Source organism: Pseudomonas sp. JV414 (assembly GCF_032424305.1).
Classification (GTDB): Bacteria; Pseudomonadota; Gammaproteobacteria; order Pseudomonadales; family Pseudomonadaceae; genus Aquipseudomonas; species Aquipseudomonas lini.
In genome coordinates, this window is record NZ_VYKC01000011.1 from 158449 (window position 1) to 185069 (window position 26621).

27 protein-coding genes are annotated in these 26621 nt (G+C 59.3%); 14 read left to right on the top strand and 13 right to left on the bottom strand.

Annotated features, from left to right (window positions below; translation table 11 throughout):
• Nucleotides 1-152 precede the first annotated feature (152 nt).
• The 5 genes from hflK (at nucleotide 153) to cfaB (ending at nucleotide 7510) form a co-directional block, all read left to right on the top strand.
• Nucleotides 153-2117: a protease modulator HflK gene (gene hflK / locus F6R97_RS14570; RefSeq protein WP_038983565.1), complete on the top strand. Its 1965-nt coding sequence runs from the start codon at nucleotides 153-155 to the stop codon at nucleotides 2115-2117.
• Nucleotides 2114-3163, top strand: a complete 1050-nt coding sequence (gene hflC / locus F6R97_RS14575) for a protease modulator HflC (RefSeq protein WP_038980476.1) — start codon at nucleotides 2114-2116, stop codon at nucleotides 3161-3163. Before hflK ends, hflC begins: the two co-directional genes overlap by 4 nt.
• Entirely contained in the window at nucleotides 3160-4218 is a 1059-nt protein-coding gene (locus F6R97_RS14580) for a protease modulator HflK (RefSeq protein ID WP_315866729.1), read from the top strand. Before hflC ends, F6R97_RS14580 begins: the two co-directional genes overlap by 4 nt.
• Entirely contained in the window at nucleotides 4215-6125 is a 1911-nt protein-coding gene (locus tag F6R97_RS14585; RefSeq protein ID WP_315866730.1) for a cation-translocating P-type ATPase, read from the top strand. The genes F6R97_RS14580 and F6R97_RS14585 overlap by 4 nt, the downstream gene beginning before the upstream one ends.
• Before the next feature lie 197 nt (nucleotides 6126-6322).
• A complete protein-coding gene (gene cfaB, locus F6R97_RS14590; protein ID WP_038980482.1) occupies nucleotides 6323-7510 on the top strand; it encodes a C17 cyclopropane fatty acid synthase CfaB in 1188 nt (395 codons plus the stop codon).
• On the opposite strand, the gene cls is transcribed toward cfaB, so the two are convergent.
• Nucleotides 7507-8946 (bottom strand): cardiolipin synthase, encoded by a 1440-nt coding sequence (gene cls, locus F6R97_RS14595; protein WP_038980485.1) that lies wholly within the window; start codon nucleotides 8944-8946, stop codon nucleotides 7507-7509. The genes cfaB and cls overlap by 4 nt on opposite strands.
• A 131-nt stretch (nucleotides 8947-9077) precedes the next feature.
• Here cls and F6R97_RS14600 point away from each other — a divergent pair, with 131 nt between their 5' ends.
• Complete coding sequence (locus tag F6R97_RS14600; RefSeq protein WP_038980487.1) at nucleotides 9078-9599, top strand: DUF3617 domain-containing protein; 522 nt, start codon at nucleotides 9078-9080, stop codon at nucleotides 9597-9599.
• 78 nt (nucleotides 9600-9677) lie between these two features.
• On the opposite strand, the gene F6R97_RS14605 is transcribed toward F6R97_RS14600, so the two are convergent.
• Genes F6R97_RS14605 through folE2 form a run of 7 tightly spaced genes read right to left on the bottom strand, consistent with a single transcriptional unit; the run spans nucleotide 9678 to nucleotide 15827 of the window.
• A complete protein-coding gene (locus tag F6R97_RS14605) occupies nucleotides 9678-10580 on the bottom strand; it encodes a His/Gly/Thr/Pro-type tRNA ligase C-terminal domain-containing protein (RefSeq protein ID WP_050681713.1) in 903 nt (300 codons plus the stop codon).
• A gap of 35 nt (nucleotides 10581-10615) precedes the next feature.
• Nucleotides 10616-11953, bottom strand: coding sequence for a dihydroorotase (locus tag F6R97_RS14610; RefSeq protein WP_315866731.1), 1338 nt, complete (start codon nucleotides 11951-11953; stop codon nucleotides 10616-10618).
• 2 nt (nucleotides 11954-11955) lie between these two features.
• Nucleotides 11956-12516: a DapH/DapD/GlmU-related protein gene (locus F6R97_RS14615; RefSeq protein ID WP_052966054.1), complete on the bottom strand. Its 561-nt coding sequence runs from the start codon at nucleotides 12514-12516 to the stop codon at nucleotides 11956-11958.
• Nucleotides 12513-13388: a metal ABC transporter substrate-binding protein gene (locus F6R97_RS14620; protein ID WP_048397411.1), complete on the bottom strand. Its 876-nt coding sequence runs from the start codon at nucleotides 13386-13388 to the stop codon at nucleotides 12513-12515. The genes F6R97_RS14615 and F6R97_RS14620 overlap by 4 nt, the downstream gene beginning before the upstream one ends.
• A gap of 11 nt (nucleotides 13389-13399) precedes the next feature.
• Complete coding sequence (locus F6R97_RS14625) at nucleotides 13400-14266, bottom strand: metal ABC transporter permease (RefSeq protein WP_315866732.1); 867 nt, start codon at nucleotides 14264-14266, stop codon at nucleotides 13400-13402.
• The gene (locus tag F6R97_RS14630; RefSeq protein WP_315866733.1) at nucleotides 14266-14934 is read right to left on the bottom strand and encodes a metal ABC transporter ATP-binding protein; all 669 of its coding nucleotides are present in this window, start codon (nucleotides 14932-14934) and stop codon (nucleotides 14266-14268) included. Before F6R97_RS14630 ends, F6R97_RS14625 begins: the two co-directional genes overlap by 1 nt.
• The gene (gene folE2 / locus F6R97_RS14635; RefSeq protein ID WP_048397416.1) at nucleotides 14931-15827 is read right to left on the bottom strand and encodes a GTP cyclohydrolase FolE2; all 897 of its coding nucleotides are present in this window, start codon (nucleotides 15825-15827) and stop codon (nucleotides 14931-14933) included. The genes F6R97_RS14630 and folE2 overlap by 4 nt, the downstream gene beginning before the upstream one ends.
• Before the next feature lie 86 nt (nucleotides 15828-15913).
• Between folE2 and F6R97_RS14640 the strand changes: the two genes are divergently transcribed.
• Together F6R97_RS14640 and F6R97_RS14645 are read left to right on the top strand one after the other, a co-directional pair.
• A complete protein-coding gene (locus tag F6R97_RS14640) occupies nucleotides 15914-17122 on the top strand; it encodes an N-acetylmuramoyl-L-alanine amidase (RefSeq protein ID WP_315866734.1) in 1209 nt (402 codons plus the stop codon).
• A gap of 182 nt (nucleotides 17123-17304) precedes the next feature.
• Nucleotides 17305-17775, top strand: coding sequence for a hypothetical protein (locus F6R97_RS14645; protein ID WP_048397419.1), 471 nt, complete (start codon nucleotides 17305-17307; stop codon nucleotides 17773-17775).
• Between the two features lie 89 nt (nucleotides 17776-17864).
• Here the strand turns inward: F6R97_RS14645 and F6R97_RS14650 are convergent, their stop codons facing one another.
• Nucleotides 17865-18242, bottom strand: coding sequence for a hypothetical protein (locus F6R97_RS14650; RefSeq protein ID WP_048397420.1), 378 nt, complete (start codon nucleotides 18240-18242; stop codon nucleotides 17865-17867).
• A 126-nt stretch (nucleotides 18243-18368) separates the two neighbouring features.
• Between F6R97_RS14650 and dksA the strand changes: the two genes are divergently transcribed.
• From dksA to F6R97_RS14665, 3 genes are read left to right on the top strand one after another with little or no spacing between them, the layout of a single operon-like run.
• Complete coding sequence (dksA, locus tag F6R97_RS14655; protein ID WP_315866735.1) at nucleotides 18369-18773, top strand: RNA polymerase-binding protein DksA; 405 nt, start codon at nucleotides 18369-18371, stop codon at nucleotides 18771-18773.
• Between the two features lie 28 nt (nucleotides 18774-18801).
• On the top strand, nucleotides 18802-20010 hold the full coding sequence (zigA, locus tag F6R97_RS14660) for a zinc metallochaperone GTPase ZigA (RefSeq protein WP_315866736.1): 1209 nt from the start codon (nucleotides 18802-18804) through the stop codon (nucleotides 20008-20010).
• Entirely contained in the window at nucleotides 20010-20660 is a 651-nt protein-coding gene (locus F6R97_RS14665) for a DUF1826 domain-containing protein (RefSeq protein ID WP_048397426.1), read from the top strand. Before zigA ends, F6R97_RS14665 begins: the two co-directional genes overlap by 1 nt.
• A 4-nt stretch (nucleotides 20661-20664) precedes the next feature.
• Here F6R97_RS14665 and F6R97_RS14670 read toward each other — a convergent pair whose 3' ends face one another.
• On the bottom strand, nucleotides 20665-21021 hold the full coding sequence (locus F6R97_RS14670; RefSeq protein WP_038980522.1) for a hypothetical protein: 357 nt from the start codon (nucleotides 21019-21021) through the stop codon (nucleotides 20665-20667).
• A 27-nt stretch (nucleotides 21022-21048) separates the two neighbouring features.
• Here F6R97_RS14670 and F6R97_RS14675 point away from each other — a divergent pair, with 27 nt between their 5' ends.
• Nucleotides 21049-22014, top strand: coding sequence for a CobW family GTP-binding protein (locus F6R97_RS14675; protein WP_048397431.1), 966 nt, complete (start codon nucleotides 21049-21051; stop codon nucleotides 22012-22014).
• Between the two features lie 87 nt (nucleotides 22015-22101).
• Here the strand turns inward: F6R97_RS14675 and F6R97_RS14680 are convergent, their stop codons facing one another.
• Nucleotides 22102-22515: a DUF3301 domain-containing protein gene (locus F6R97_RS14680; protein WP_038980524.1), complete on the bottom strand. Its 414-nt coding sequence runs from the start codon at nucleotides 22513-22515 to the stop codon at nucleotides 22102-22104.
• A gap of 120 nt (nucleotides 22516-22635) precedes the next feature.
• On the opposite strand from F6R97_RS14680, the gene pdxY reads away from it, so the two are divergent.
• Nucleotides 22636-23508: a pyridoxal kinase PdxY gene (pdxY, locus tag F6R97_RS14685; RefSeq protein WP_038980525.1), complete on the top strand. Its 873-nt coding sequence runs from the start codon at nucleotides 22636-22638 to the stop codon at nucleotides 23506-23508.
• A gap of 115 nt (nucleotides 23509-23623) precedes the next feature.
• Here pdxY and F6R97_RS14690 read toward each other — a convergent pair whose 3' ends face one another.
• On the bottom strand, nucleotides 23624-24106 hold the full coding sequence (locus F6R97_RS14690; RefSeq protein ID WP_007896533.1) for an acyl-CoA thioesterase: 483 nt from the start codon (nucleotides 24104-24106) through the stop codon (nucleotides 23624-23626).
• Nucleotides 24107-24303: 197 nt separating this feature from the next.
• On the opposite strand from F6R97_RS14690, the gene F6R97_RS14695 reads away from it, so the two are divergent.
• Complete coding sequence (locus tag F6R97_RS14695; protein ID WP_038980527.1) at nucleotides 24304-26067, top strand: cation:proton antiporter; 1764 nt, start codon at nucleotides 24304-24306, stop codon at nucleotides 26065-26067.
• 22 nt (nucleotides 26068-26089) lie between these two features.
• Here the strand turns inward: F6R97_RS14695 and F6R97_RS14700 are convergent, their stop codons facing one another.
• Nucleotides 26090-26497 carry an SMI1/KNR4 family protein gene (locus F6R97_RS14700; RefSeq protein WP_008007803.1) on the bottom strand — a complete coding sequence of 136 codons (408 nt, stop codon included), beginning with the start codon at nucleotides 26495-26497 and terminating at the stop codon, nucleotides 26090-26092.
• Between the last annotated feature and the right edge of the window lie 124 nt (nucleotides 26498-26621).

Here is a 26621-nt window from a genome sequence, read left to right on the forward strand (position 1 = left end):
TACGAACGTAATATGTGCGTTTCGAGCCATTTCGGTCAAGGCTTCAGCTTGGCGACAGGTTCAGGGTTTTTAGATAGAGCGATTTACGACGAATATTTCACCACTTTCGTTATATCGTAACGAATTGTGATGTGAGCGATGGCTGGGGTGGTATGCAAGTCGATCTCGATGGCGATGGGGCACAGATAGCAGGGCTGCCGCGCTTTCAGCAGGCGGTCATTCAAGGACGGCGATTGCGGCAATTCGCGATCGGTTTAGGGGCCTTGGCTGGCGCAGGACTGGTGCTGGCGTTTTTTGTCGGGCTGTTTGCGCGGCAGTCGCTTTGGCCGGCATTGCTGGTTAATCAGAGCGCCGGTTTGCTGGTCATGGTCGCCGGCCTGCAATCGGCCTGGTGGGTAACGCAGTGGCGCGCACGGGCGATGAATCCGGTCGTGTTAGTGCCGGTGGCTGTCGCTGAAGAAGTCGTTGCCGCCGAAGGCTGGTACGAGCGGTTGCTGGACCGGCTCAGTCAGCGTTGGTTGCGCTTGCTGGGGCAGATTGGTGCCCCGACGCTTTGGCTTGCCGGCTGGGCGTTATTGACGATGTACTGCATCGAGCAAGTCTGGAACCTGGCCTTGCCGCCCGCTGCGTTGGGGTTGTCGGCCAGTGTCGGCGCCACGCTGTCGTTGCTGCTGGCTTTCGGTTTGCTGGTGCTGGAGCGGCAACTGGCGCAGGAAAACGTCGCCCAGTGGCCCGAAGCAGGGCCGTTGGCGCAGCTGACGCGGGTCGCGATTATTTGCCTGGTGCTCAGCGCCCTGTGTTTGCTGTTCGGCAGCGAAACATCGGTCTGGCCGGTACGTCTGGCGGTGCTGATCGGCTTGCTGCCGGGGCTGGTCGCCGTCGAGTTACTGCTACGGGCCGTGTTGTCGCTGTTCAGTCCTCGTCGTGAACAACTGGAGCCGGCCTTGCTGGCGCGAAGCTTCGTCGCCGACATGCTGCGTTGGCCGCCGCAACCTTTGCTCGCATTGCAGCACGAATTGCACAACCGCTTCGGTATCGACCTGCGACAAATCTGGGCCTTTACTTACATGCGCCGGGCGTTTTTGCCGGTGCTGGCGGTGGTGGCTATCGTCGGTTGGTCGCTCACCGGCATTCACGAAATTGCGCTGCAAGGCCGAGGTATCTATGAGCGCTTTGGCAAACCGGTGGAAGTTTTCGGTCCCGGTTTGCACGCCGGTTTGCCGTGGCCACTGGGCCGCGTGCTGAGCGTCGAGAACGGCGTGGTCCACGAGTTGGCCACCAGCGTGGGCGAAACGTCGGCACCGGTCGAGGCCGAACCAGCCGAAGGCCCGGCACCGGCGATTGCCAATCGCTTGTGGGACGCCAGCCATGTGAACGACAAATCCCAAGTCATCGCCAGCAGTCGCGCCGACAAGCAGAGCTTCCAGATCGTCAATATGGACGTGCGCTTCGTCTATCGCATCGGCCTGAGTGATCAGGCGGCGCTGGCCGCGACCTACAACAGCGCCGATGTGCCAACGTTGATCCGCAGCACCGCCAGCCGGATTCTGGTTCACGATTTCGCCTCGCGAACCCTCGATGGTTTGCTCGGCGAGGACAGGGTAGGGCTCGCCGAAGAGATCGGTCGCGCCGTGCAGGCTGACCTGCAAAAACTCGATAGCGGCGTGGAAATTCTCGCCACGGTGGTTGAGGCCATTCACCCGCCAGCGGGGGCGGCCAACGCTTATCACGGCGTGCAAGCGGCGCAGATTGGTGCTCAGGCATTGATTTCCCGTGAGCGCGGCGCTGCGGCGGAGGCGACCAACCAAGCACAGTTGCAAGCCAGCATCGCTCACGATCAAGCCACGGCCAGTGCTCATGAAATCAACTCGACCGCTCAGGCCGCCGACCTGAAATTTGCCGCCGAGCGAAAGGCTTATTCCAGCGCCGGCCAGGCCTTCGTGCTGGAGCAATACCTCAGTCAACTGACCCAAGGTTTGACCAACGCCAAGCTGCTGGTTCTCGACCATCGTCTGGGCGGCAACAGCAATGCGCCAACCATCGACCTACGTACATTCACGCTGCCGGCTGACCCTGCGCCGCCGCGTAATTCCGCTCAGCCAGGAGCCGTCCATTGAGCCAGCCGACGCCTACACACAATCGCGATCACGATGATCACGCCGGCCACGATCACGGCCATGGCGGGCATCACCACGGCCATCACCATCATCACCACGGCGACCCACACGAAGCGGGCCCTTTCCCGTGGCGGCGAATGGGTTGGGCGGCGCTGCTGGTGGCGTTTGCCATTGCGGCGGCGAGCCTGGTGCAAGTGCGTTCGGGCGAGGCCACGGTCATCACTCGCTTCGGCAATCCATCGCGGGTGTTGCTGGAACCCGGTCTTGGCTGGCGCTGGCCGGCACCGTTCGAGGCGGCGATTCCGGTGGATCTGCGGCTGCGCACCACCTCCAGCGGTTTGCAGGATGTGGGCACGCGCGATGGTCTGCGCATCATCGTGCAAGCTTACGTGGCCTGGCAGGTGCAGGGTGATCCGGACAACGTGCAACGCTTTATGCGCGCCGTACAGAACCAGCCGGACGAAGCGGCGCGGCAGATCCGCACCTTTGTCGGCTCGGCGCTGGAAACCACCGCCAGCAGTTTCGATCTGGCTAACCTGGTGAACACCGATGCCAATCAGGTACGCATCGCCGATTTTGAAGCGCAACTGCGTCAGCAGATCGATCAACAGTTGCTCACCACTTATGGTGTGCGAGTGCTGCAAGTCGGCATCGAGCGTTTGACGTTGCCGTCGGTGACGCTCACCGCGACGGTTGATCGTATGCGCGCCGAGCGTGAAACCATCGCCACTGAACGCACGGCCATCGGCAAGCGTGAAGCCGCGCAAATTCGCTCTGCAGCCGAGCGTGATGCGCGAATCGTGCAAGCCGATGCGACGGTGAAAGCTGCGGACATCGAAGCTCAATCCCGCGTCGAAGCCGCGCAGATTTACGGCCGTGCCTACGCCGGTTCGCCGCAGCTCTACAACTTGCTGCGCTCTCTCGACACCTTGGGCACCATCGTCACGCCAGGCACCAAACTGATTTTACGCACCGATGCCGCGCCGTTTCGGGTGTTGGTTGACGGCCCGCCGACGCTCGATAACAAGTCCGGGTCGCAGCCATGAGTTTAGTTCCACGTGGAACACATGAGTTGAGCAGCCCCTGGATTCAGGCCGGGCGCTTGGCTTTTTTGGCGCTGTACGCCGTAACTGTGCTAGCTGCTTTGGCATGGGCATTCTCCAATGTGCGGCAAATCGACCCGCAAAATCGTGCCGTGGTGCTGCACTTCGGCGCACTGGATCGCATTCAAAATGCCGGTTTGCTGTTGGCATGGCCGCGCCCGTTCGAGCAGGTAATCTTGTTGCCGGCAGCGGATCGGGTGATCGAGCGTCGGGTGGAAAATCTGCTGCGCACCGATGCTGCATTGCAGGCGGATCGTGTGGCGAGTTTCGCCACGCCCATCAGCGATGCGCTCGCCGGCTCCGGTTATTTGTTGACCGGTGATGCGGGCGTCGTGCAGCTGGATGTGCGGGTGTTTTACAAAGTCACCGAACCTTATGCCTTCGTCCTTCAGGGTGAGCATGTGCTGCCGGCACTGGATCGGCTGGTGACGCGCAGTGCTGTGGCGCTCACCGCCGCACGAGATCTGGACACCATTCTGGTGGCTCGACCGGAACTGATCGGTGCCGACAGTCAGGCCGCTGAGCGCCGCGAACGTCTACGCGGCGATCTGGTGCGGGGCATCAATCAGCGCTTGGCCGAACTGACGGCGACCGGGCGGGGGGTGGGCATTGAAGTGACGCGGGTCGATGTGCAATCGAGTCTGCCCGGCCCGGCGGTGAACGCGTTCAACGCAGTATTAACCGCCAGCCAGCAGGCCGACAAAGCCGTGGCCAATGCGCGCACTGAAGCCGAGAAACTGACTCAGTCCGCCAACGAACAAGCCGACCGCACGCTGCAAGTGGCTCACGCCCAAGCCAGCGAACGCCTGGCCAAAGCCTCTGCCGACACCGCCACGGTGCTGAGTTTGGCCAAGGCGCAACAGCAGGGCACCGACCCGCAAATGCTGCTGCGTATTTACCGTGAACGGATGCCGAAGATTCTCGGGCAGGCCGGCTCGGTGACCACGGTTGATCCAAAAGACGATTCCCGCCTGATCATTCAGGGAGCTGCGCAATGATTGCCCAAACCGCCGCCGCGCCGAGCATGTTGTCCTCGGCTGAACAACGTAGCGCCGCGCGCCAGTTGACTCTGGCCATGCTTGCACTGGGGTTGCTTGCGCTAGGCCTTATCTGGCGTTGGTTGTCGCCGGAGCAGACCGGTGTCAGCCAATTGCTGCTGGGTTTCGCGTCCTTGCTGGTGGCCGTGCCGGTCATGCGCTCGGCGTGGTACAGCCTGCGTTATCCGAGCTTGCACGGGATCACCGATCAGTTGATTGCCTTGGCCATGCTCGGCGCCTGGGCCACAGGCGATCTGCTCACGGCGGCGCTGCTGCCGATCATCATGATCTTCGGTCACGTGCTGGAAGAGCGCAGCGTCATCGGTTCCCAAGAAGCGATTCATGCCCTTGGCAAACTGACTCGCAGCCATGCACGCAAGATTCAGGTTGACGGTTCCGTCGTTGAAGTCGACAACGGCACACTCAAGGCCGGTGACCTCGTGGAGGTGCGTGCCGGTGATCGAGTGCCGGCGGATGGCCGGGTGTTGTCCGGTCAGGCAAGCCTCGACACCGCCTCGATTACCGGTGAGTCGGTGCCGATAGAAGCCGGCGTGGGCATGCCGGTGTTCGGAGGGGCGATCAATCTTGATGGCCTGCTGCGCATTGAAGTGACCCGCACCGGTAACGAATCGACCCTGGGCAAAGTCATCGCGTTGATGCAAAGCGCGGAACGTTCCAAGCCGCCAATCACGCGATTGCTCGAACGCTATGCCGGCAGCTACATGGTGTTGGTGTTGCTGCTGGCCGCCGTGACCTGGTTCGTTACCAATGATGCGCAAGCAATGCTCGCAGTATTGGTAGCGGCTTGCCCTTGCGCGCTGGTGTTGTCGGCACCGGCCACGGCCATTGCCGGGGTGGCGGTGGCGGCTCGGCACGGGATTCTGATTCGCAGCTCGGCGTTCCTTGAAGAGTTGGCTGACCTGACGTCGTTGGTGGTCGACAAGACCGGAACCCTGACGTTCGGCACCTTGCGCCTGCAATCCATCGACAGTCCACTGCAAGATCGCAGTCAGGTACTGAAGCTTGCCGCCAGCCTCGGTTCCGCCAGCAGCCACCCCGTCAGCCGCGCTTTGGCCGGGTTGGTCACTCAGGAACACTTTCTGCTGCTCTCTGACATTCATGAGCGTCAGGGGCTGGGTGTAGTGGCGATGACCGAGCAGGGCGAGGCGGCCCTCGGTCGTCCTGAGCTGTTCGCGCAATTGGGCATCAACACATCAGCTGTGCCCGAACACGACGGCCCGATTGCCGGATTGGCACTCAACGGTGAATTTCTCGCCTGGTTGTTGCTCGCTGACAGCGTCAAACCCGAGGCGCGGTTTGCCCTGAGCGAATTGCGTGAACTGGGTTTGGGTCGTCAGTTGTTGCTCACCGGGGATCGGCAGAGCGTTGCGCATACGCTGGCCCGGGATGTGGGCATCAGCGATGTCGAAGCCCAGGCCTTGCCCGAGGACAAACTCAATCGTGTGCTGAAAGAAATCGGCAGCGGATTCCGGCCGATGGTGGTGGGAGACGGCATCAACGATTCCCTGGCGCTCAAGGCCGGTGTGGTCGGCGTGGCCATGGGGGCGGGCGGTGCGGACATCGCGCTGGCCTCGGCCGATATCGTACTGATCGGCAGCGACCTGCGCCGGCTGGGAACCTGTGTGCGCTTGAGTCGCCAATGCCGCCAGACCTTGCAGGTCAACGTGATCATCGGTTTGGGCTGGACCCTGGCCATCGTCGCGTTCGCCGCATTCGGCTGGCTCGGCGCGGCAGGAGCGATGATTGCCGCCCTCTTGCACAACTTGAGCACGTTATTGGTGCTCGGTAATGCCGGGCGTTTGCTACGCTTTCAGGAACCCCTACTCAAGCTTAAGGATGAGGTGTGAGCGTCTACAACTTTTCAGAACTGTGTGCCGGATTTGTAGTCATCTAGGGTAAGGCGATCATTTTCAACGGTCGCCCGCCGGCTGGCTTCACTGTTGGAAGCAATACGGGAATAGAAAAAGGCTATTAATTCGATAGCCTGCTATTTTTCAAGGATGGTCTACCCTCAGATTTGTCGTCTGAAAAAGGGGGGCTTTTCATGCTCGCGCAACTTCCACCGGCCTTACAGAATCTGCAATTACCGCTTCGCTTGCGACTCTGGGACGGCCATGAGTTCAATCTGGGGCCGACGCCCAGCGTCACCATTGTGGTCAAAGACCCCCACATGGTTACCCAGTTCACCCATCCCAGCCTTCATGCGCTGGGGGCGGCATTTGTCGAAGGCAAGCTGGAGCTGGAAGGCTCCATCAGCGATGTGATTCGTGTCTGCGATGAATGGAGTCAGGCACTAATCAACGAAGACGAAGATGCGCAACCGGAGCGCTCGGTTCACGACAAGGAAACCGACGCCCAAGCCATCTCCTATCACTACGACCTCTCCAACGCGTTTTATCAACTGTGGCTCGACAGCGACATGGCGTATTCCTGCGCCTATTTCGAAACCGGCAGTGAAACCCTCGAGCAAGCTCAACAAGCCAAGTTTCGCCACCTGTGCCGCAAGCTGCGGTTGCAACCAGGCGAGTATCTGCTGGATGTCGGTTGCGGCTGGGGCGGGTTGGCGCGGTATGCGGCTCGTGAGTTCGGCGCGAAGGTGTTCGGGATAACGCTCAGTAAGGAGCAATTGGCGCTGGCCCGTGAACGGGTGAAAGCCGAAGGCCTGGAGGATCAGATCGAATTGCAACTGCTCGACTACCGCGATTTGCCTCAGGACGGGCGCTTCGACAAGGTGGTCAGCGTCGGCATGTTCGAACACGTCGGCCACGCCAATCTGGCCGAGTACTGCAAAATCTTGTTCGGTGCGGTGAAAGAGGGCGGTCTGGTGATGAACCATGGGATCACCGCCAAGCACACCGACGGTCGGCCGGTTGGGCGCGGCGCCGGTGAATTCATCGAGAAGTACGTGTTCCCCAACGGCGAGCTGCCGCACTTGGCGATGATCTCGGCCGAGATCAGCGAAGCGGGGCTGGAGATCATCGATGTCGAGAGTCTGCGTCTGCATTACGCGCGAACCCTGGACCACTGGAGCGAACGCCTGGAAGACAATCTGGAAGCTGCCGGCAAACTGGTGCCAGAACAGGCTCTACGCATCTGGCGGTTGTACCTGGCGGGGTGCGCCTATGCCTTCGCCAGAGGCTGGATCAACCTGCATCAAATCCTCGCGGTGAAAGCCCATCCCGATGGCAGCCATGAACTGCCATGGACCCGCGATGACATTTACAACCCTTAAAGAATCGGTGAAATAAGCCGGGCGATCCGCATGCCGATCTGTTGCAGGCGGTGGGTCTCCCGGCCTTCTTCTTTGGCGATCTCGTGAGCCTGGGCGAAGTCATCGTTGAGCATCTGTTCCACTTCGGCGGCAAATACGCTGTCGACCGTCAGCAACATCACTTCGAAATTCAGCCGGAACGAACGGTTGTCCAGATTGGCGCTGCCGATGGCGCTGATTTCGCTGTCGATCAACACCACTTTCTGATGCATGAACCCCGGCTGGTAACGGAACAAGCGCACGCCTGCACGTACCGCTTCGAAGGCGTAAAGGCTGGAAGCGGCGTAGACGATCCGGTGATCCGCCCGCGCTGGCAACAAAATCCGTACATCCACACCACGCAACACTGCCAGTCGTAACGCGGCGAACACCGCTTCATCGGGGATGAAATAAGGGGTGGTGATCCACACCCGTTCCGTCGCCGCATGGATGGCTTCGACGAAGAATAGCGAACAGGTTTCGTAGGAATCCGCCGGGCCGGTGGCCAGCAATTGGCAGAGCACGCCGTCATCCGGATAAACCTCCGGCAGGATCAACGGCGGTAGCGAACGGGCCGCCCAGAACCAGTCTTCGGCAAAGGATTCCTGCATGCAGGCCACCACCGGTCCGCGCACTTGCACGTGGGTGTCGCGCCAGGGTGCCAAGGGTGGTTTTTCGCCCATGTATTCGTCACCGACATTGAGCCCGCCGACAAAACCGACAATCCCGTCGACCACGACGATCTTGCGGTGGTTGCGGAAATTGACCTGAAAGCGGTTGAGCCAACCGCTGCGGGTGGCGAAGGCTTTGACCTCAATACCGGCATCGCGCAACGGCTGCACGTAACCGTGGGGCAGGGAGTGGCTGCCGATGCGGTCGTAGAGCAAGTAAATCGCCACGCCCTCTGCTGCTTTCTTCATCAGCAGGCTGTGCAGGCGTTGGCCGAGGCGGTCGTCGTGGATGATGAAAAACTGGATCAGTACCGCTTGCCGGGCGTTGCTGATGGCGTCGAAAATCCCATCGAAGGTGGCTTGGCCATCGATCAGCAAGCGCACTTCGTTATTCGCCAGACAAGGCATGCGTCCCAGTTTCGGCATAGCCCTCAAAGACGCGTAGGCGCTGGAGGCGCGAGCAGCCAGTGCCTCTTCTACCCAGGGGCGCCAGTTCAGCTCGGAGATTGCCTTGCGCATTTCCTCGTTGGCTTGCCGCCGGGCCTTGATGTAGCCATCGAAGGTGCTGCGGCCGAAGACCAGATAAGGGATAAGCGTGAGGTAGGGAATGAACAGCAGTGACAGAGCCCAGGCGATCGAGCCCTGAGCGGTCCGAACGGTCAATACGGCATGGATGGCGGCAATCGAACCCAACGTGTGCAGCATTGCGATCAGATAACCGAAAACATGCGGTCCAAAATAATCCATGGGGCAGCCTTGCTCCTGAAGATTCAATGCTTAACAGACCATGTTCCGGGCAGAATGTCGCTATTTAATTGGCCCATGAACCGAAGCCCGTGGCTGACGTCTAACGGCCACTAATGATCAGGAGTAACTCGATGAACGTTCGTCTGCTGGGTTTGGCCATTGCGTTTGGTTTGACACTTCCTGTGGCTGCTCAGGCGCAGATGTTGCAACCGGGCTTGTGGGAAATGACTTCAAGCAACATGAAGGTCGATGACCAAAACCTGCCCGATCTGCAATTGATCCTCGGCCAGATACAGAGTCAGATGACCCCTGAACAGCGCGCCATGCTGGAAAAGCAGGGTATCACCATGGGTGGTAAAGGGATTCGGGCGTGCCTGACGCCTGAGCAGGTGAAGACCGACAACATTCCACTGACGGACCCACAATCGGGCTGCAAGCAGGAAATCACCGAACGCACCGGCAACCAGTGGAAATTCCGTTTCAGCTGTCCGAAAGCGCAAGGTGCGGGTGTCGCCACGTTCCTCAGTGATCGTGAGTTCACCACCAAGGTCAACGGCACCTTTAACGCCACCGGCATTCAGCAGAAAGGTAGCCTCGATACTCGCGCTGTGTGGTTGGGTCAGAATTGCGGGACTGTTAAACCCAGAGCTTAAAAGCTTCGCGGGCAAGCCCGCTCCCACAGGGATCACACTTGACCTTGTGGGAGCGGGCTTGCCCGCGATGGCGTCCGCTCAGGCACCTCCAGTCTTGGACGGATTCAACAATTCACACACCGCCTCAATCCCTTTCTCCCCAAAGTCCTCTCCACTGCCGCTGCGCATACTGACAAACCCGCCTTCCTTTTCCTTCTCTCCCACCACCAACAGATACGGCACTTTCTGGCTGTGCTGGCGAATCTTGTGACTGATTTTCTCGTTACGCAGATCCGAGTTGGCCCGCAGTTCGCGGCGGCGCAGTGCCTGGGTCACCGAGTGCGCATAAGCGCTCTGACGTTCATCAATGTTCAGGACCATCACCTGCGGCGGCGCTCGCCAGGTGTCCAGCTCCTGTTGGCTGGACCAGCACGTGCCGTAGATCCGTTGCTCAGAGGTGCCGCCAATATGATCCAGCGCGAAGGCCTGCAACACCTTGGTGGTGGGAACATGCGGGCCTGTGGCAAAACTTTCAAAATCCCCCAAGCGATACAGCGATAACCGTTCGGTTGACGTCCCCTGGAGAGCTGTTTCCTGGCGGATCGAATGGTTGGTCGCCGCCAGTGCACGCATGCGCGCTTCAATCAGGGGCAGCTCGGCCAGGGTTAAAGAGCGCTGGAAAGCAAACTCATAAAAGAAACCATCACCCAGTGACGATCCGGCTCGCAACTGTGCATTCGGATGGAGCTGTTTGACGGCCATGGCCAGCATCAGCGTGCAGGAACGGCGAAGGATCTCCAGGCCATCGGGTTCCTGGGGCGTGACGATACTGACCCGGGCATCGCCCTCGATCAGGAATCCACAGTCCACCAACACGCCGTCGACCCGACCGGCCACCGCCGCGTTGGCCAACCCGAGACTGATAGTTGCAGCGACTTCATACACAGTCAGCGGCTGATCGTACTCACGCAATGAACCATCGGGCAGGGTGATGTGGATCATGATCGGTGTTCTCGAATGTTTTTCGATAACGCGCGCTAGCGCATAAACCGTAGGGCTAAACCCTGGCAGCTGTCATTTAGACGTTGGTCGTGCCAGGCAATTTGCCCCGACACGACCGTGGTGGTGACGCTGTGGCGAAAACGATGGTGGGTGAAGGGCGTCCAGCCGCATTGCGAAAGGATCGGCTGCTGGGAAACGGCAAGGCCATCGGGCTCGGGTTTGATCAACACCAGGTCGGCCCAGTAACCTTCGCGCAGGTAGCCGCGGTCAGGAATGGCAAACAGATCGGCGACCCGGTGACTGGTTTTGGCCACAAGGGTGGTGATCGGCAAAACTTTATCGGCCACCAGTTCCAGCAGCGCGGGCAGGGCGTGTTGCACCAACGGCAAACCGGACGGCGCCTGGCTGTAGGGGCGCTGTTTTTCGGCCCAGGTATGAGGCGCGTGATCACTGCCGATCACATCCAGTCGATTGCTCAACAATGCTTTGCGCAACGCATCGCGGTCGGCCTGGGTCTTGATCGCCGGGTTGCACTTGATCAGGTTGCCGAGGCTCGGGTAGTCGCGATCGTCGAACAGCAAGTGGTGCAGACAAACCTCGGCAGTGATGTGTTTCTGTGCCGGCAGTCTGTCTTCGAACAGCGCCAGTTCGCACGCGGTAGTCAGATGCAAAACGTGCAACCGGGTGCCGTGTCGTTTGGCCAGATCAACGGCCATAGAGGAGGAACGAAAGCACGCTTCGGCGTTGCGGATCAGCGGGTGAGCGGCTGGCGGAAGGTGCTCGCCGAACAGCTCTCGCAGGTTCGCGGCATTGGCCTCAATGCTCGGCGTGTGTTCGCAGTGAGCCAACAAAATGGTCGGCACCTCGGCGAAGAGTCGCTCGAGAATCCGTGGATCGTCCACCAGCATGTTGCCGGTGGAGGCGCCCATGAACACTTTGACCCCGGCCACCTCGCAAGGATTGAGCGCGGCAACCGTGTCGAGATTGTCGTTGCTCACGCCGAAATGAAAACCGTAATTGGCCACTGAACTCGTCGCCGCTCGACGCTTCTTGTCGGCCAGCGCGGCGAGGGTCAGGGTGGCCGGGGAGGTGTTGGGCATGTCCATGAAGCTGGTGATGCCGCCGGCCACCGCCGCTCGAGACTCGGTATGGAAGCTGCCCTTGTCTGGCGCTCCTGGATCGCGGAAATGCACTTGGTCATCGATCATGCCCGGCAGTAGCCATTGGCCGTTGGCATCGATTTCCACGGTGGCCGTTTCACCTTCGATGCTGCTGGCGATCTTGACGATGCGACCGTGGCTTACCAGCAAATCACCGTCGAACTCACGACCTTCATTGACCAGCCGGGCATTGCGAATCAGCACGCTGCTCATGGTCAGAACTCGTTTTGCAGGGCTTTGTAGCCCCGCACCAGATCGACGTTGGTGCGCGCCACGTCTTCGGAAAACTCCGAAGCGCTGACGCTAACTGGTGGGAACTGCGACAAGTCAGTGTTGGGGCCGATGCGCGTGGTGGAGGGCACGTAGAAGTCTTCAGGCAAGTCACGACCGTCGACCACCGAGTTGTGCCGCACCACGCAACCGTCGCCCACTTCGCAGTTGAACAGCACGCTGTTGAACCCGATGAACACTCGGTTACCGACGGTGCAGGGGCCATGCACGATGGAGCGGTGGGCGATGGAGCTGAATTCGCCGATTGTCACCGCCGCGCCGGACTTGGAGTGAATCACCACGCCGTCCTGAATGTTCGAATTGGCGCCGATGGTGATTGGCTCCATCTCGCCTGAGTCATCCACTTCATCGGCGCGAATCACCGCGTACGGACCGACGAACACGTTCTCGCCAATCACCACTTTGCCGCAGATGATGGCGGTTTTATCCACATACGCCGACTCCGCAATCGACGGCAGATCACCTGAAGGATTCTTGCGGATCATGGCTTGCTCAACGCCTCATACAAGGTGTTGAGGTTGTATTCGAACAACCCGGCGAACGTACTGGCCGGGCCGGTTGCCGCGAGGGCATCGGAGTACAGCGTGCCGCCGATATGCGCGCCGCTTTCATCGGCGATTTGCTTGAGCAGGCGTGCGTCCTTGATGTTTTCCATGAACACCGCTTTGACCTTGGCCTGACGGATCTGCGTGATCAGCGCAGCGACTTCGGCGGCCGATGGTTCACGTTCGGTGGACAGTCCTTGAGGTGCCATGAAGTCGATGCCGTAAGCCTGGCCGAGATAACCGAAGGCGTCATGGGAGGTCACGATTTTGCGATTACCTGGCGGCAGCGAACCGAGCTTGGCTTTGGCCTCGGCGAGCAAGGCGTAGATCTTTTTCAGGTAGGCTTGGCCGTTGTGTTCGTAGTCGGTTTTGTTGGAAGGGTCGGCGGCGATCAGCGCTTTGGTGATGTTGCTGATGTACAGCTCGGTGTTCGCCAGATTGTGCCAGGCGTGGGGGTCGGGAATGGTTTCGCCGTCTTCATCCAGCGAGCGTGGAATGACACCGTGGCTGGCGCTGATGACCGCAGCTTTGGTCTCGGTGCTGGTCACCAGACGGTCCAGCCATGGCTCGAAACCTAGCCCGTTTTTGATGATCAGTCTGGCCTTGAGCAATGCCTTGGCATCGTCCGGAGTCGGCTCGTAGGTATGGGCATCGGCGTCCGGCCCGACCATGTTGGTGATCTGAATATGGTCGCCGCCGACCTGTTGAGTCATGTCGGCGAGGATGCTGAAGCTGGTGACTACCTGGAGTTTTTCCGCGGCAGACAGCGACATCGACAGCATCAAACTGAACAGCACGAGTAAAGCGCGCATCGTGTAACACCTCATTGGGATATGAGCAAAGGCGGGCGGCGCAGCAAACCGTGCACCGGACCGAACACCACGGACAGCAAATACAAAGCGCCAGCCACCAGCACGATCGCCGGGCCGCTGGGCAGTGAGTAGTAAAACGACAGCAACAAGCCGAACCAGACCGAGAGGCAGCCGAGCAGCGCGGCGATGGCCATCAGCACCGGCAAGCGACGACTCCAGAAGCGAGAAGCCGCAGCTGGCAACATCATCAAACCAACCACCATCAGGGCGCCGATGGCCTGGAAACCGATCACCAGGTTCAGCACCACCAAGGTCAGAAATACCCCATGAGCCAGTGGCCCGAGGCGGCTGACGGTTTGCAGAAAGAGCGGGTCGAGGGTGTCCAGCAACAGGGGTTTGTAGATGAGGGCCATGGCGATCAGGCTGAAGCCCGAGACCCAAATCATGCCGGTCAAAGTAGGCCCGTCGACCGCGAGCGCCGAGCCAAACAACAGGTGCAACAGGTCCAGACGTTTGCCCGCGATACCGAGGATCAGCACGCCGCTGGCCAGCGATATCGGGTAGATCGCGGCCAGGCTCGCGTCTTCCCGCAGGCCGGTGCGGCGGGTGATCCAGGCCGCCAATCCGGCCATGCTCAGGCCGGCACCGAGGCCACCGATGGTCAGCGCGGGCAGACTCAATCCGGCAAACCAGAAGCCCAATGCGGCGCCCGGCAAGATGCCGTGAGCCACTGCATCACCGATCAGGCTCATGCGCCGCAGGATCAGAAACACCCCAAGCGGAGCGGTGCTGCACGCCAGAACGAGACCCCCAAGCAACGCCCGACGCATGAATACGAATTCGTGGAACGGTTGCCAAAGCTGAGCGGCAGCGATCATCAAGCCACCTGCGTCTGGGGTTGTTGGCGAATCAGATCGGTACTGGAGCCGAGGACGCATCCGCTGCTTTTGATCAAGAGGGCTTGTGGGATGTGTTGGCGTACAGCGGCGAGGTCATGACACACCACGACCAGCGTTCGGTCTTCGGCATGCCAGGCGTGGATGTGTTTCCAGAGCAGCGCCTGGCCGAGTTCGTCGAGCGCGGCGTGGGGTTCATCGAGCAACAACAAGGGGGCTTCGGCGAGGCTCAGCCGGGCGAGCAGGGCTCGCTGCAATTCGCCCCCGGAGAGGGCCATCAATGGGCGATGTTCCAGGCCGGTCAGGCACCAGTCTTCCAGCGCAGACTTGAGGCGCTGGCTGCGAATTTCCGGAGTTTGCTTGTTGCCCCAGAAACCTGCGGCCACCAACTCTTGCAGGCTGATGGGGAATTGCCGGTCCAGGTGTTGTTGCTGAGGCAGGAACGAAAGGCCGCCTTTGCGTGGAACATCAATGATGACTTTGCCGGCGAGTGGTTTTTGCAGACCGGCGATGACTTTCAGCAGACTGCTTTTACCCGAACCGTTGGCACCGATGACAGCGGTCAGACTTCCTTTGGGTAATTGGAAATCCATCGACGGAGTGAGCGGTTGACCGGGTGCGCCCCAGCGCAAGGCTTGGCATTGGATCATGCGGCCTCCCAATTCCAACGGCTTTCGGCGACGGCATCGTGGGCGTGAAGACTTTCGGCGTGAACGACTCGCACGTGAAAAGCGTTGATGCCGGGGGAGCGTTTCAGGGCCAGATTCAAGCGTCGAGCGGCGTCTTCGCAGAACATCAGGTTCTGGCCGTTGGCGAGGGCGAAGGCTTGTTCGTCGGCGCGTTTCACGGCAGTTTGCACGGCGGTGCCGAGGGCTGCTTCCGCATCGTTGATCGCGGCGATCAGCGGCAGATCATCCAGGTAGTCGTCCAGACGCAGCTGCAATTGCGCATTGCTGCGTTGGCTATGCGGCGTGGCGACGATGCCTTTCGTAGAGCCGAGCCAAGCCAGAACGTCAGCGTGTTGCAATGAACGATTGGCGAAGTCATCAACGAATTGTTGTTGAATCAACTGCCGCGAAAGCGCTGCTGAGCACGGGCAGGTTGAGGAATAAGGAACGTCGATTTTTAGTTCCACGTGGAACATCGTGTTTTTCAAACTGGCTTCGATGCTCACCGGATAAGTTTTCCAACCGGCCAGTGGACTGATAAGCGCGGGTCTTTTGAGCAATAGTTCGGTGTGAATTTTTAGGAACGCGTTGTGGGAAAGTCCTTCATGGCTTTGGAGAAAATTCTGCAAAACTCGCCGCAACAACGCGGGCGAAAGGTTTTCCTGCTCAAGCATTTCCAGCGCCAGATACAGCCGCGACATATGGATACCACGCGCCTCTCCATCGTCGAGGCTAACGCCAGCGTCGGCCTTTGCGCTCAGTCGCTGGCCATCGAATAAAACAGGAAGAGCAATGCCGCACATGCCCACCCAATCGAGTGGCAGGGCTTGGCGTGAGGCCTGCGCGGCGATATCCGGCAGAGTCAGCGCATTCATGAGCAGGTCCATCGTGGGAGTTGATTTGGCATGTTATATTATAACAATCAAATCGACGATGCCTTTTTCGTGAGCGGGCTTTCACCATGCACAGACGTCACTTGCTCAACCTGATTCTGGCCAGCGCGGCCTTCGCATTTCCCTTTTGCGCGTCGGCCACGCAAATTCGCAATGCACGACTGTGGCGTTCTGACGACAAGCTGCGACTGGTGTTCGATCTGAGCGGACCGGTGCAATACAAGACGTTTTCCCTGAGCGCTCCGGAACGGCTGATCATCGATCTGAGCGGCGCCAATCTCAGTGGCGACTTCAGTCAGTTGGCACTCAGCAACACGGTGATTCGCGCAATCCGCTCCGGACATTTCGGCCAGGGCGATACGCGAATCGTCCTCGACCTCAGCGGCCCGGTGCAGCTCAACAGTTTCCTGCTGGCGCCACAGGACGGGCAGGGGCACCGATTGGTGCTCGATCTGAAGACCGCTGCGCCGCTACAGATCGCGGCAGTGCCGTTGGAAAAAACTGAACCCGTCACCGATAAGGCTCACCCCAAGCGCGACATCATCGTGGTGGTCGACCCTGGTCACGGCGGCAAAGACCCGGGCGCGGTCGGTGCCAAAGGTGAGCGGGAAAAAGACGTGGTGCTGTCGATCGCCCAACTGCTGGCCAAGCGGCTGAAGCGCGAGAAGGGCTTTGACGTGAAGCTGGTGCGCAACGACGACTTCTTCGTCCCGCTGCGCAAGCGCGTGGAGATCGCCCGCAAGCACAAGGCCGACATGTTCATCTCGGTCCATGCGGACGCGGCGCCGCGTCTCACCGCTTCAGGTGCGTCGGTGTACTGCCTGTCCGAAGGCGGCGCGACCTCGGCCACGGCGCGCTTCATGGCGCAACGGGAGAACGGTGCAGACCTGCTGGGCGCCACCAGTCTGCTCAATCTCAAGGACAAGGATCCGATGCTCGCCGGGGTGATTCTCGACATGTCGATGAACGCCACCATCGCCGCCAGTTTGCAGTTGGGCAGTACGGTGCTCGGCAGCCTCGCGGGCATCACCACGCTGCATCAGAAGCGCGTGGAACAAGCGGGATTCGCTGTATTGAAGTCGCCGGATGTGCCGTCGATTCTGGTGGAAACCGGCTTCATCTCGAACGCCCGCGACAGCCAGCGACTGGTGACAGCGCGGCATCAGCAGGCCGTGGCAGATGGTTTGTTCGAAGGGTTGCAGCGGTATTTCCAGAAGAATCCTCCGGTTAATAGTTATTTGGCTTGGCTGAACGAACAGAAGCAGCTATCGGCGTGAGCCCGAATTAAAAACTCGATTATTTAAGCGTCAGTAAATAATAAAAAACAGACCTGATATCGCCAGAAAGTCTTTGTTTTCATGGATTACCTATAAGAACTGACAGTAGACGACATGTCAGTTATCACTTTAACTAGCAAAGGTAAAAATAATTTAAATTTATTGAATATTGAGGTGTGAATATGCGTTCTATTAAATATGTTGAGGATTTTGACGCGCTAGAGGATAAGAAATATGAAACGGGGGAAATGCTGGTCACTCCTCATATGACATTTGTCACTACCTCGCCAAGCAACTCATTGGGGATAAGTATTGGACTAGTTCGGTCTGAAAAAGGGTTTAACAAAAAAGGTCTCTTGTCGGACAATAATAGTCATTTTGGACCTGGGGATTTAATTGTAACGTTCAGGTATCCCCGTATCAAAGGCTTTGAGTTTGCTTTTCATGGATATAACGCTCATGGATATGAATGTAAATATTTTGATCAAGGTGGACAGTTTATCAATGCACTGCCGTTGAAAACCGATGAGGCCCAATTCGTTAGATATGAACGAAGTGAAGAGGGCGTTTATATTTCACGGCTTGAAATTAACTTTTGGTCGGATTATGCATATATGGCAGTTGATCAATTTAGTATATGGAAAGAAGAATAGTTGTGCGACTCTTCCTATAGTCGTTACCTCCGCTTGCCTTGACCCGGGGTGTCTTTTTACCTTTATGCGACAGGGCATTCGCTTGTAACTCAGCAGCCGGTCATTCGGCTGCACGTGAACTTGCCGCTGCTGCCGCCGGAGCTGGAAAACCGATTGATGGTTGTCCAGCCAACCCGGCGGTTGTAGCCGACCCAGGCTTCGCCATCGGACGCGATGCCCGTGAAGAACGTCAGTTGCCCATAGCGGCTGTTGGTTTGCGCCCATTGGCGTTTGCCGGCCACTTCGAAGCCGCGCAGGTAGATCGTGCTACCGACGGTGTTGACGCTGTAGGCATTGCCGTCGGCATCCACGCAGGCCAGCAGATTGGCGCTACGGGTGCAGTTGGCCAGGCTCGGGACTTGTCCCCAGGCATCGACCGCGATCAGCAACGAAAGGCTCAACAGCGAGAATCTCAGGGCGTTTCCCATGGCATTTCTCAAGGGGGCGGACGGCTCAAGCATCGTGCCCTTTGTCGTGGCGAGCAAGAGGGGAGTGGCTTATTTGCATTGTTATACTATAACATAAAAGTACGCCCGCTCTGATGATCCACCGCCATGACTGAACAAGAACTCCTCGCTCAATCTGCCGCCGATTACATGAACGACGCCCAGCAAGGCTTCTTTCGCGACCTGCTACTGGCTCAGCGCAGCGAGTTGCAGGAGCGCATTGCCGGTGAGTTTGACGTGTTGCGCGAGCAGGAACCCCACAGCGATCCCGCTGACATCGGCAGTGCCGAAGAACAGCGCCAGTGGCAACTGCGCCTGCTGGAGCGGGAAAAGAAGCTGCTGGACAAGATCGATGAAGCCCTCGAACACCTGGCTCGCGGCCAGTACGGCTGGTGTCGCGAAACCGGTGAGCCGATCGGCCTCAAGCGCCTGCTACTGCGGCCCACCGCCACTCTGTGTATCGAAGCCAAAGAACGTGAAGAGCTGCGCGAACGCCATCAACGGGCGATTTGACCGGCCACATCCTGATGAGGAATACCTGATGCCCAATCGTCTCCCCGTGACCGTCCTGTCGGGCTTTCTCGGCGCCGGAAAAAGTACACTTCTTAATTACGTACTACGTAATCGCGATAATTTGCGGGTCGCGGTAATCGTCAACGACATGAGTGAGATCAATATTGATGGCAGTGAAGTTCAGCGCGATGTCAGCCTGAACCGTGCCGAAGAAAAACTCGTGGAAATGAGCAACGGCTGTATTTGCTGCACCTTGCGCGAAGACTTGCTCGAAGAAGTCAGCAAACTCGCCAAGGACGGTCGTTTCGATTACCTGTTGATCGAGTCCACGGGCATTTCCGAGCCTCTGCCCGTGGCGGAAACCTTCACGTTTCGCGATGAAGAAGGGCAGAGCCTGGCGGACATTGCGCGGCTCGACACCATGGTCACCGTGGTCGACGGCATGAACTTCCTGCTCGACTATCAGGCCGCCGAAAGCCTCGCTTCCCGTGGCGAAACCCTGGGAGAGGAGGACGAACGCTCAATCACCGACCTGTTGATCGAGCAGATCGAATTCGCCGACGTGATTCTGATCAGCAAAATCGATTTGATCAGCAGTAGCGAGCGCCAGGAGTTGATCGCGATCCTCGAACGGCTCAATTCCCAGGCGGAAATCATTCCGATGGTCATGGGCGAAGTGCCGCTCAAGAAAATCCTCAACACTGGTCGCTTCGACTTCGAAAAGGCTGCTCAGGCGCCAGGATGGTTGCAGGAATTGCGCGGTGAACACGTGCCGGAAACCGAGGAATACGGCATCGCCTCCACGGCTTATCGGGCGCGGCGACCATTTCATCCGCAACGCTTCTTCAGCTTCATCGATCGTCCGTGGGTGAACGGCAAATTGCTGCGCTCCAAAGGCTTCTTCTGGCTGGCCAGCAAACACCGGGACGCTGGTAGCTGGTCCCAGGCCGGCGGCTTGATGCGCCACGGTTTTGCCGGACGCTGGTGGCGTTTCGTGCCGAAAAACCAGTGGCCACAAGACGAAGAAAGCACCGCCGGGATCATGGAAAACTGGACGGCGGCCACCGGTGATTGCCGTCAGGAGCTGGTGTTTATCGGCCAGAACATCGATTTCGCGCAACTCACCGTCGAACTCGATAACTGCCTGCTGACGGATGCTGAAATGGCCTTGGGTGTCGAGGGCTGGCAGTTACTGCCCGATCCGTTCGGTCCTTGGCACGAAGAGGTGGCTGCTTGATGTTAGCGCCCAGTCTGAAGCTGCGACCGGTCATTTATCAGGTTCAAGGTGATACGCCAAAAGCGCTGACCGGAATTCTGGACGACGGCGTGAACCTTGCCCTCTGGCAACGCCAACTCCCGGCGCACATTGCCGATTTCGGTGGTTTGTTGTTGTCCCTGAACGAGCCGCTGGCCGAGGCGCTGTCCCTGGAAATGCCAGGCGATGACGCCGAACCCAATCTCCACGGCTTAGCCTCAGGCTTCAGCGACCTGGAAGGCTACGAAGGCTTTATCGCTGACGTTTCCTGGCTGGTCAGCGCTTTCGCCTGCCTGTTGGGCGCCCAGCGTATCGGCCTGCGCCTGCGGGTTCTGGACAAAGCCATGTGCCCGCGTTTCCACGTCGATCATGTGCCGGTGCGGTTGATCACCACCTACGCAGGTATCGGCAGCCAATGGCTGAAAGAAGGGGCGATGGATCGGCGGCAGTTAGGCAAACCGGAGGCTGAGCCGCAGGACGATTCGCTGATCCAGCAAATCACCAGCGGCGAAGTGGCGCTGCTTAAAGGGGAGAAGTGGCAAGGCAACGAAGGCTTCGGTTTGATCCACCGCTCGCCGCAGCTGGCGCCGGGCGAGCGTCGTTTGATTCTGACCCTGGACTGGCTGAGTTAGTGGCTCAAGGCTTGAGCCAGGTTCCCTGGCTCTGGGCTTCGCAAAACGGCTTTAAATACGCCGCATCGGTGGCCACGCCGTAATAGTGAATATCCTGCCGGTAAGGCATATTGGCGACTTGAGCATTACTGCACACCCCGAACGCGCCGGTGGGGCATTGGTCGACGTACTGCACCTCGACTTTCTGCCCGGGTAGATTCGGCTGGCAGAAACCATCGGCGAACAGTTTTTCCGGGATGCTGCGGTTTTGCTGGCAAACCTTCACGTCGAGCCGCTCAGCCGTGCTGTGCACCACGCAGGCCTGAGCCAGCGCTTCGCCCGATGTGAGCGCCAGAAGCAACGACCATCCCATCAACCGCATTCTTTACCTCCTCAGAAAACCTCGACCATGTTGCAGAACATTCCCACCCACGTCATTGCCGGCCCGCTGGGTGCCGGCAAGACCAGCCTGATCAAGCACCTGCTGGCGCAACGGCCAGCAGGTGAGCGCTGGGCGGTGTTGATCAACGAGTTCGGCCAGATCGGTCTGGATGCCGCGCTGTTGACCCAGGACGCCGATGGTATCGCACTGGGGGACGTGGCCGGGGGCTGTTTGTGTTGCGTCAATGGTGCACCGTTTCAGATCGGCCTCGGGCGGTTGCTGCGCAAGGCTCGACCGGGTCGGCTGTTCATCGAGCCCTCCGGCCTGGGGCATCCGGCGCAGCTGCTCCGGCAATTGAGTGAGGCGCCGTGGCAAGGCGTCCTGGCGGTGCAGCCGTGCGTGTTGGTGCTGGATGCCCAGGCGCTCGCGGCCGGAAAGCCGCTGCCTGAGGCGCAACAGCAAGCGTTGGACAGTGCAGGGTTGCTGTTGCTGAATAAGGCAGAAGGGCTCGACGACAGCGATCGTCAGCGAATTGCCACACAGTTGCCGATGCGTCCTTTGTACTGGACGCAGCAAGCCGTCTTGCCCTTGAGCGAGTTACCGGGGCTCGGGGCTCAGGCTGTCGGAGGTGTGGATAACTTTGTCATGCCCAAGGGATTGGCGCAGATGCCGGCCATTTGGACTGACCCCACGCTGCCGATTTGCTTGAGTCAGGCGCAGGAGGGTGGCTGGAGCGTTGGATGGCGGTGGCATCCGAGTCAGATATTCGATGCGGTACTGATCGGGAAATGGCTTGAGCGCCTTGAATGGCGGCGGGCGAAGTTGGTTATCCACAGTGTCGAGGGGTGGGTATCGGCGAATGCGCTGGATAATTCGTTACTGGATTGGCAGCCCAGCGAATGGCGTCGGGATTCGCGTATTGAGTTGATTTTCAGTGAGGCGCAGGCGGTTGAGTCGCTGCAAAGAGATCTGGCCGACTGCCGGTCGGGTTGAAGATCAAAAGATCGCAGCCTTCGGCAGCTCCTACAGGGTGTACGCAAAACTCAATGTAGGAGCTGCCGCAGGCTGCGATCTTTTGATTTATGGACGCCACTTCGTGTGTTCTTGCCGCCACTGACTCAGTTCAATCACCTCAGCTCTGGGCTTCGCGATATCGACCACCGGCGGAGTATCGTCGAACGGCATCGGGTAGGGCGCGAGCTCGATCTGTGCGCTATGGGCGCCGAACTGGATGATGGTGCCGGTGTGGCGGGTTTCGCCGGTCACGGTGAATTCGAAGTTATACACACGGGCCAGGCGCCGACGGCCATTGGCGTCTTTAATGAAAGCGATCTTCTTCAAGGCTACGTTGCCGTCCAGCAGCTCGATCCGCAGCTTGGTGCAATGCTGCATGACCCGCTCCAGCGCGCGTTCGCGCAAGCCGTGGTTGTGCCACAACCACGCACCACCAGTGGCGAGCAGCATCAGCACGAGGATATTTCCGAGGGTCAGCATCAACAGGGTGCTCCAACAAGATAGTGCCAGCTTAACTGCGTCGCCGGTCTGTCGTACAGGCTGCGTTTAGTCGCATACTGCGCGGCTCGAATTTCAATCGTTTGACGGAAAACTCACCGCATGAAACGTACGCCCCATGTGCTCGCCATCCAGTCCCACGTGGTGTTCGGCCACGCAGGCAACAGCGCCGCGGTTTTCCCGATGCAGCGGATCGGGGTGAACGTCTGGCCGCTCAATACCGTGCAGTTCTCCAACCACACGCAATATGGCCAGTGGGCCGGAGAAGTGCTGGCCCCGCATCAGATTCCGGAATTGGTGGAAGGCATCGCGGCGATCGGTGAGCTGGGCAATTGCGATGCTGTGTTGTCCGGCTATCTCGGCAGCGCGGCCCAGGGCCGGGCGATTCTCGCGGGCGTGGAACGAATCAAATCGATCAATCCCAAAGCGCTATACCTCTGCGACCCGGTGATGGGCCATCCGGAGAAGGGCTGCACCGTTCCAGCCGAGGTCAGCGATTTTCTGCTGGAAGAGGCGGCTGCGGTGGCCGACTTCATGTGCCCGAACCAGTTGGAGCTGAACAGCTTCTCGGGGCGCAAGGCGCAGTCTTTGTTCGATTGCCTGGCCATGGCGCGCGCGCTGCTGGCGCGTGGTCCAAAGGCGGTGCTGGTCAAGCATCTGGACTATCCCGGCAAACTGGCGGAGGGCTTCGAGATGTTGCTGGTGACCGCCGAAGGCAGCTGGCACCTGCGTCGGCCGCTGCTGGCGTTTCCGCGTCAGCCGGTCGGCGTTGGTGACCTGACTGCAGGGCTGTTTCTGACGCGCGTGCTGCTGGGTGACAATCTGGTGAGCGCCTTCGAATTCACCGCGGCGGCGGTGCATGAAGTGCTGCTGGAAACCCAGGCTTGTGCCAGCTATGAGCTGGAACTGGTGCGGGCGCAGGACCGGATCGCCCATCCGCGGGTGCGGTTCGAGGCAACAGCGATTAGCCTTTAAAAGCTTCGCGGGCAAGCCTCGCTCCTACAGGTTCGGGTTGATCACACAATATGTGTGCGACTCGAACCTGTAGGAGCGAGGCTTGCCCGCGAAAGCAATCTAAAGACCGAACACCTCAGGCGTCGCCCTTGATGTCCTGATAACGCTTTTCCAGTTCCTGGCGAATCTGCCGACGCTGCTGCGCCTGCATGTACCGACGCTTGTCTTCACTGTTCTGCGGTTGCAGCGGCGGGACTGCAGCCGGTTTGCGCTGGTCATCCACCGCGACCATGGTGAAGAAGCAGCTGTTGGTGTGGCGCACCGAGCGCTCGCGGATGTTCTCGGTCACGACCTTGATGCCCACCTCCATCGAGGTGTTGCCGGTGTAGTTGACCGAGGCCAGAAAGGTCACCAGTTCACCGACGTGAATCGGTTCGCGGAAGATCACCTGATCCACCGACAGGGTCACCACATAGCGGCCGGCATAGCGGCTGGCGCAGGCGTAGGCCACTTCATCGAGGTATTTGAGCAGGGTGCCGCCGTGGACATTGCCAGAGAAGTTGGCCATGTCGGGGGTCATCAATACCGTCATCGACAGCTGGGCGTTTCCGGGTTCCATAACGTACTCACGGGTTCAAGGCAGAGTTTCGGGGTTGCACCTCTGTGGGTGCTTGGTTTTTCAAACCATCAGTTATCGGGACGCCGGGCGGGGGGGCGCCGTCACGCCCGAATCGACTGTTTCCATATATTGCACCGTCTTCCCGCCGGAAGTCGCGATGTTACCCTTCAAAAGCCCACCCCAAGGAGCCACACGCCATGCACGCCATCAGTTTCATTCAGGATCTGGCAGTGATCATGTTGATCGCGGGTGTGGTGACCGTGCTCTTTCATCGTCTCAAGCAACCGGTGGTACTCGGTTATATCGTCGCCGGCTTCATCATCGGCCCGCACACGCCGCCGTTCAGCCTGATCCATGACGAAGCAACCATCAAGACCCTCGCCGAACTCGGGGTGATTTTCCTGATGTTCTGCCTGGGTCTGGAGTTCAGCCTGCGCAAGCTGTTCAAGGTCGGCGCCACGGCGTTTATAGCTGCCTTCCTGGAAATCGTCCTGATGATCTGGATCGGCTATGAAATCGGCCGCTGGTTCGACTGGAATACCATGGACTCGCTGTTCCTCGGCGCGATCCTGGCGATTTCCTCGACCACCATCATCGTCAAGGCGCTCAACGACCTGAAGATGAAGAACGAGCGTTTTGCGCAGTTGATCTTCGGCGTGTTGATCGTCGAAGACATCCTCGGCATCGGCATCATCGCGTTGCTGTCGAGCATCGCGGTCAGCGGCACCGTCAGTTCCGGTGAAGTGTTTTCCACGGTCGGCAAGCTTTCACTGTTCATGATTGTCGCGCTGGTTATTGGCATTCTGCTGGTGCCCCGACTGCTGGCCTATGTGGCCAAATTCGACAGCAACGAGATGCTGCTGATCACCGTGCTGGGCCTGTGTTTCGGCTTCTGCCTGCTGGTGGTCAAGCTTGAATACAGCATGGTCCTCGGCGCGTTCCTGATCGGCGCGATCATGGCTGAATCGCGGCAACTGCTGAAGATCGAGCAGTTGATCGAGCCGGTTCGCGACCTGTTCAGTGCGATTTTCTTCGTCGCTATCGGCCTGATGCTCGACCCGATGATCCTGCTGCAATATGCCTGGCCGATCGCGGTGATCACCGTGGCCGTGGTGTTGGGCAAGATGCTGTCCTGCGGCCTCGGCGCTTTTATCGCCGGCAATGACGGACGCACCTCACTGCGTGTGGGGATGGGGCTGTCACAGATTGGCGAATTCTCTTTCATCATCGCGGCGCTGGGCATGACGCTGCAGGTCACCAGTAACTTTCTCTACCCGGTGGCGGTGGCCGTCTCGGTGATCACCACGCTGTTGACGCCGTATCTGATTCGCGCGGCTGATCCGCTGTCGATCAAGCTTGCAGCGGTGATGCCGCAGCGTCTGGGCCGTGTGCTGGGGATGTATGGCGAATGGCTGCGCAGCATTCAGCCTCAGGGCGAGGGCGCACTGTTGGCGTCGATGATTCGGCGGATTCTGTTGCAGGTAGGGGTCAATCTGGCGTTGGTGATTGCGATCTTTCTCTCGGGCGCGTTCTTCGCCGAGCGCATGTCCGTTTACCTGCAAGCCTGGGTCAGCGATCCGAGCTGGCAGAAAGCGTTGATCTGGGGCGGGGCGTTGCTGCTGTCGCTGCCGTTCCTGATCGCCGCCTATCGCAAGCTCAAGGCGCTGTCGATGCTGCTGGCAGAGATGGGAGTGAAGCCGGAAATGGCCGGCCGGCACACACAGCGAGTGCGTCGGGTGATCGCCGAAGTGATCCCGATACTCTCGCTGTTAGTGATTTTCCTGCTGCTGGCAGCCTTGTCGGCCAGTATTCTGCCGACCAACAAGTTGCTGGTGCTGATCGTCATAGTCGCGGCCGCGGTGGCGGCGCTGCTCTGGCGCTGGTTCATTCGCGTGCATACGCGGATGCAGGTGGCCTTGCTGGAAACGCTGGACAATCACAAGGAATCGTCCGGGCATTGACCACGCGATGCATCAGGGCGGATCAGCTTTCCAGCCAGACGTCCCGCGCCCAGTGCCATACCGATTCCCAGGTTTCTTCGGCGATCAGCTCTTCTTCGGCCAGCCACAGCACCACGGTGCCGTCTTCTTCGACCAGGTAGTAATTGTCACCATCCTGGCAGATCGGAATCATGCTGCGATCGACGCCAGCGTCCCAGGCGTTGGCGGCAACGTCCGGCAGGTAGGTGTGGGACTGCGGATCGGTGACGGTCACCGGCTCCAGGCTGCCGTAAACCACATCGCTGACGGTCAGCAAAAATTCTCTGAAGACGAACGGGATGTCGATGAACAGTTGCTCTTCGATTTCCACAATCTGATCTTCGTCAGGCAATTCCAAGGGGACCGGTACCGGTTCGTTGGCTTCACGCAGTTGTTCGATGATTTCTTCCACGTCCGGGATCCTCTTGCTTGATGGCGCGGTTTAGTTGGGGCGGTTTATACAGTAGCTCGCTATAGATGCAACCGCGAAATAGAAAACCCCGGCCGAGGCCGGGGTTTTATTACAACAGGTGAAG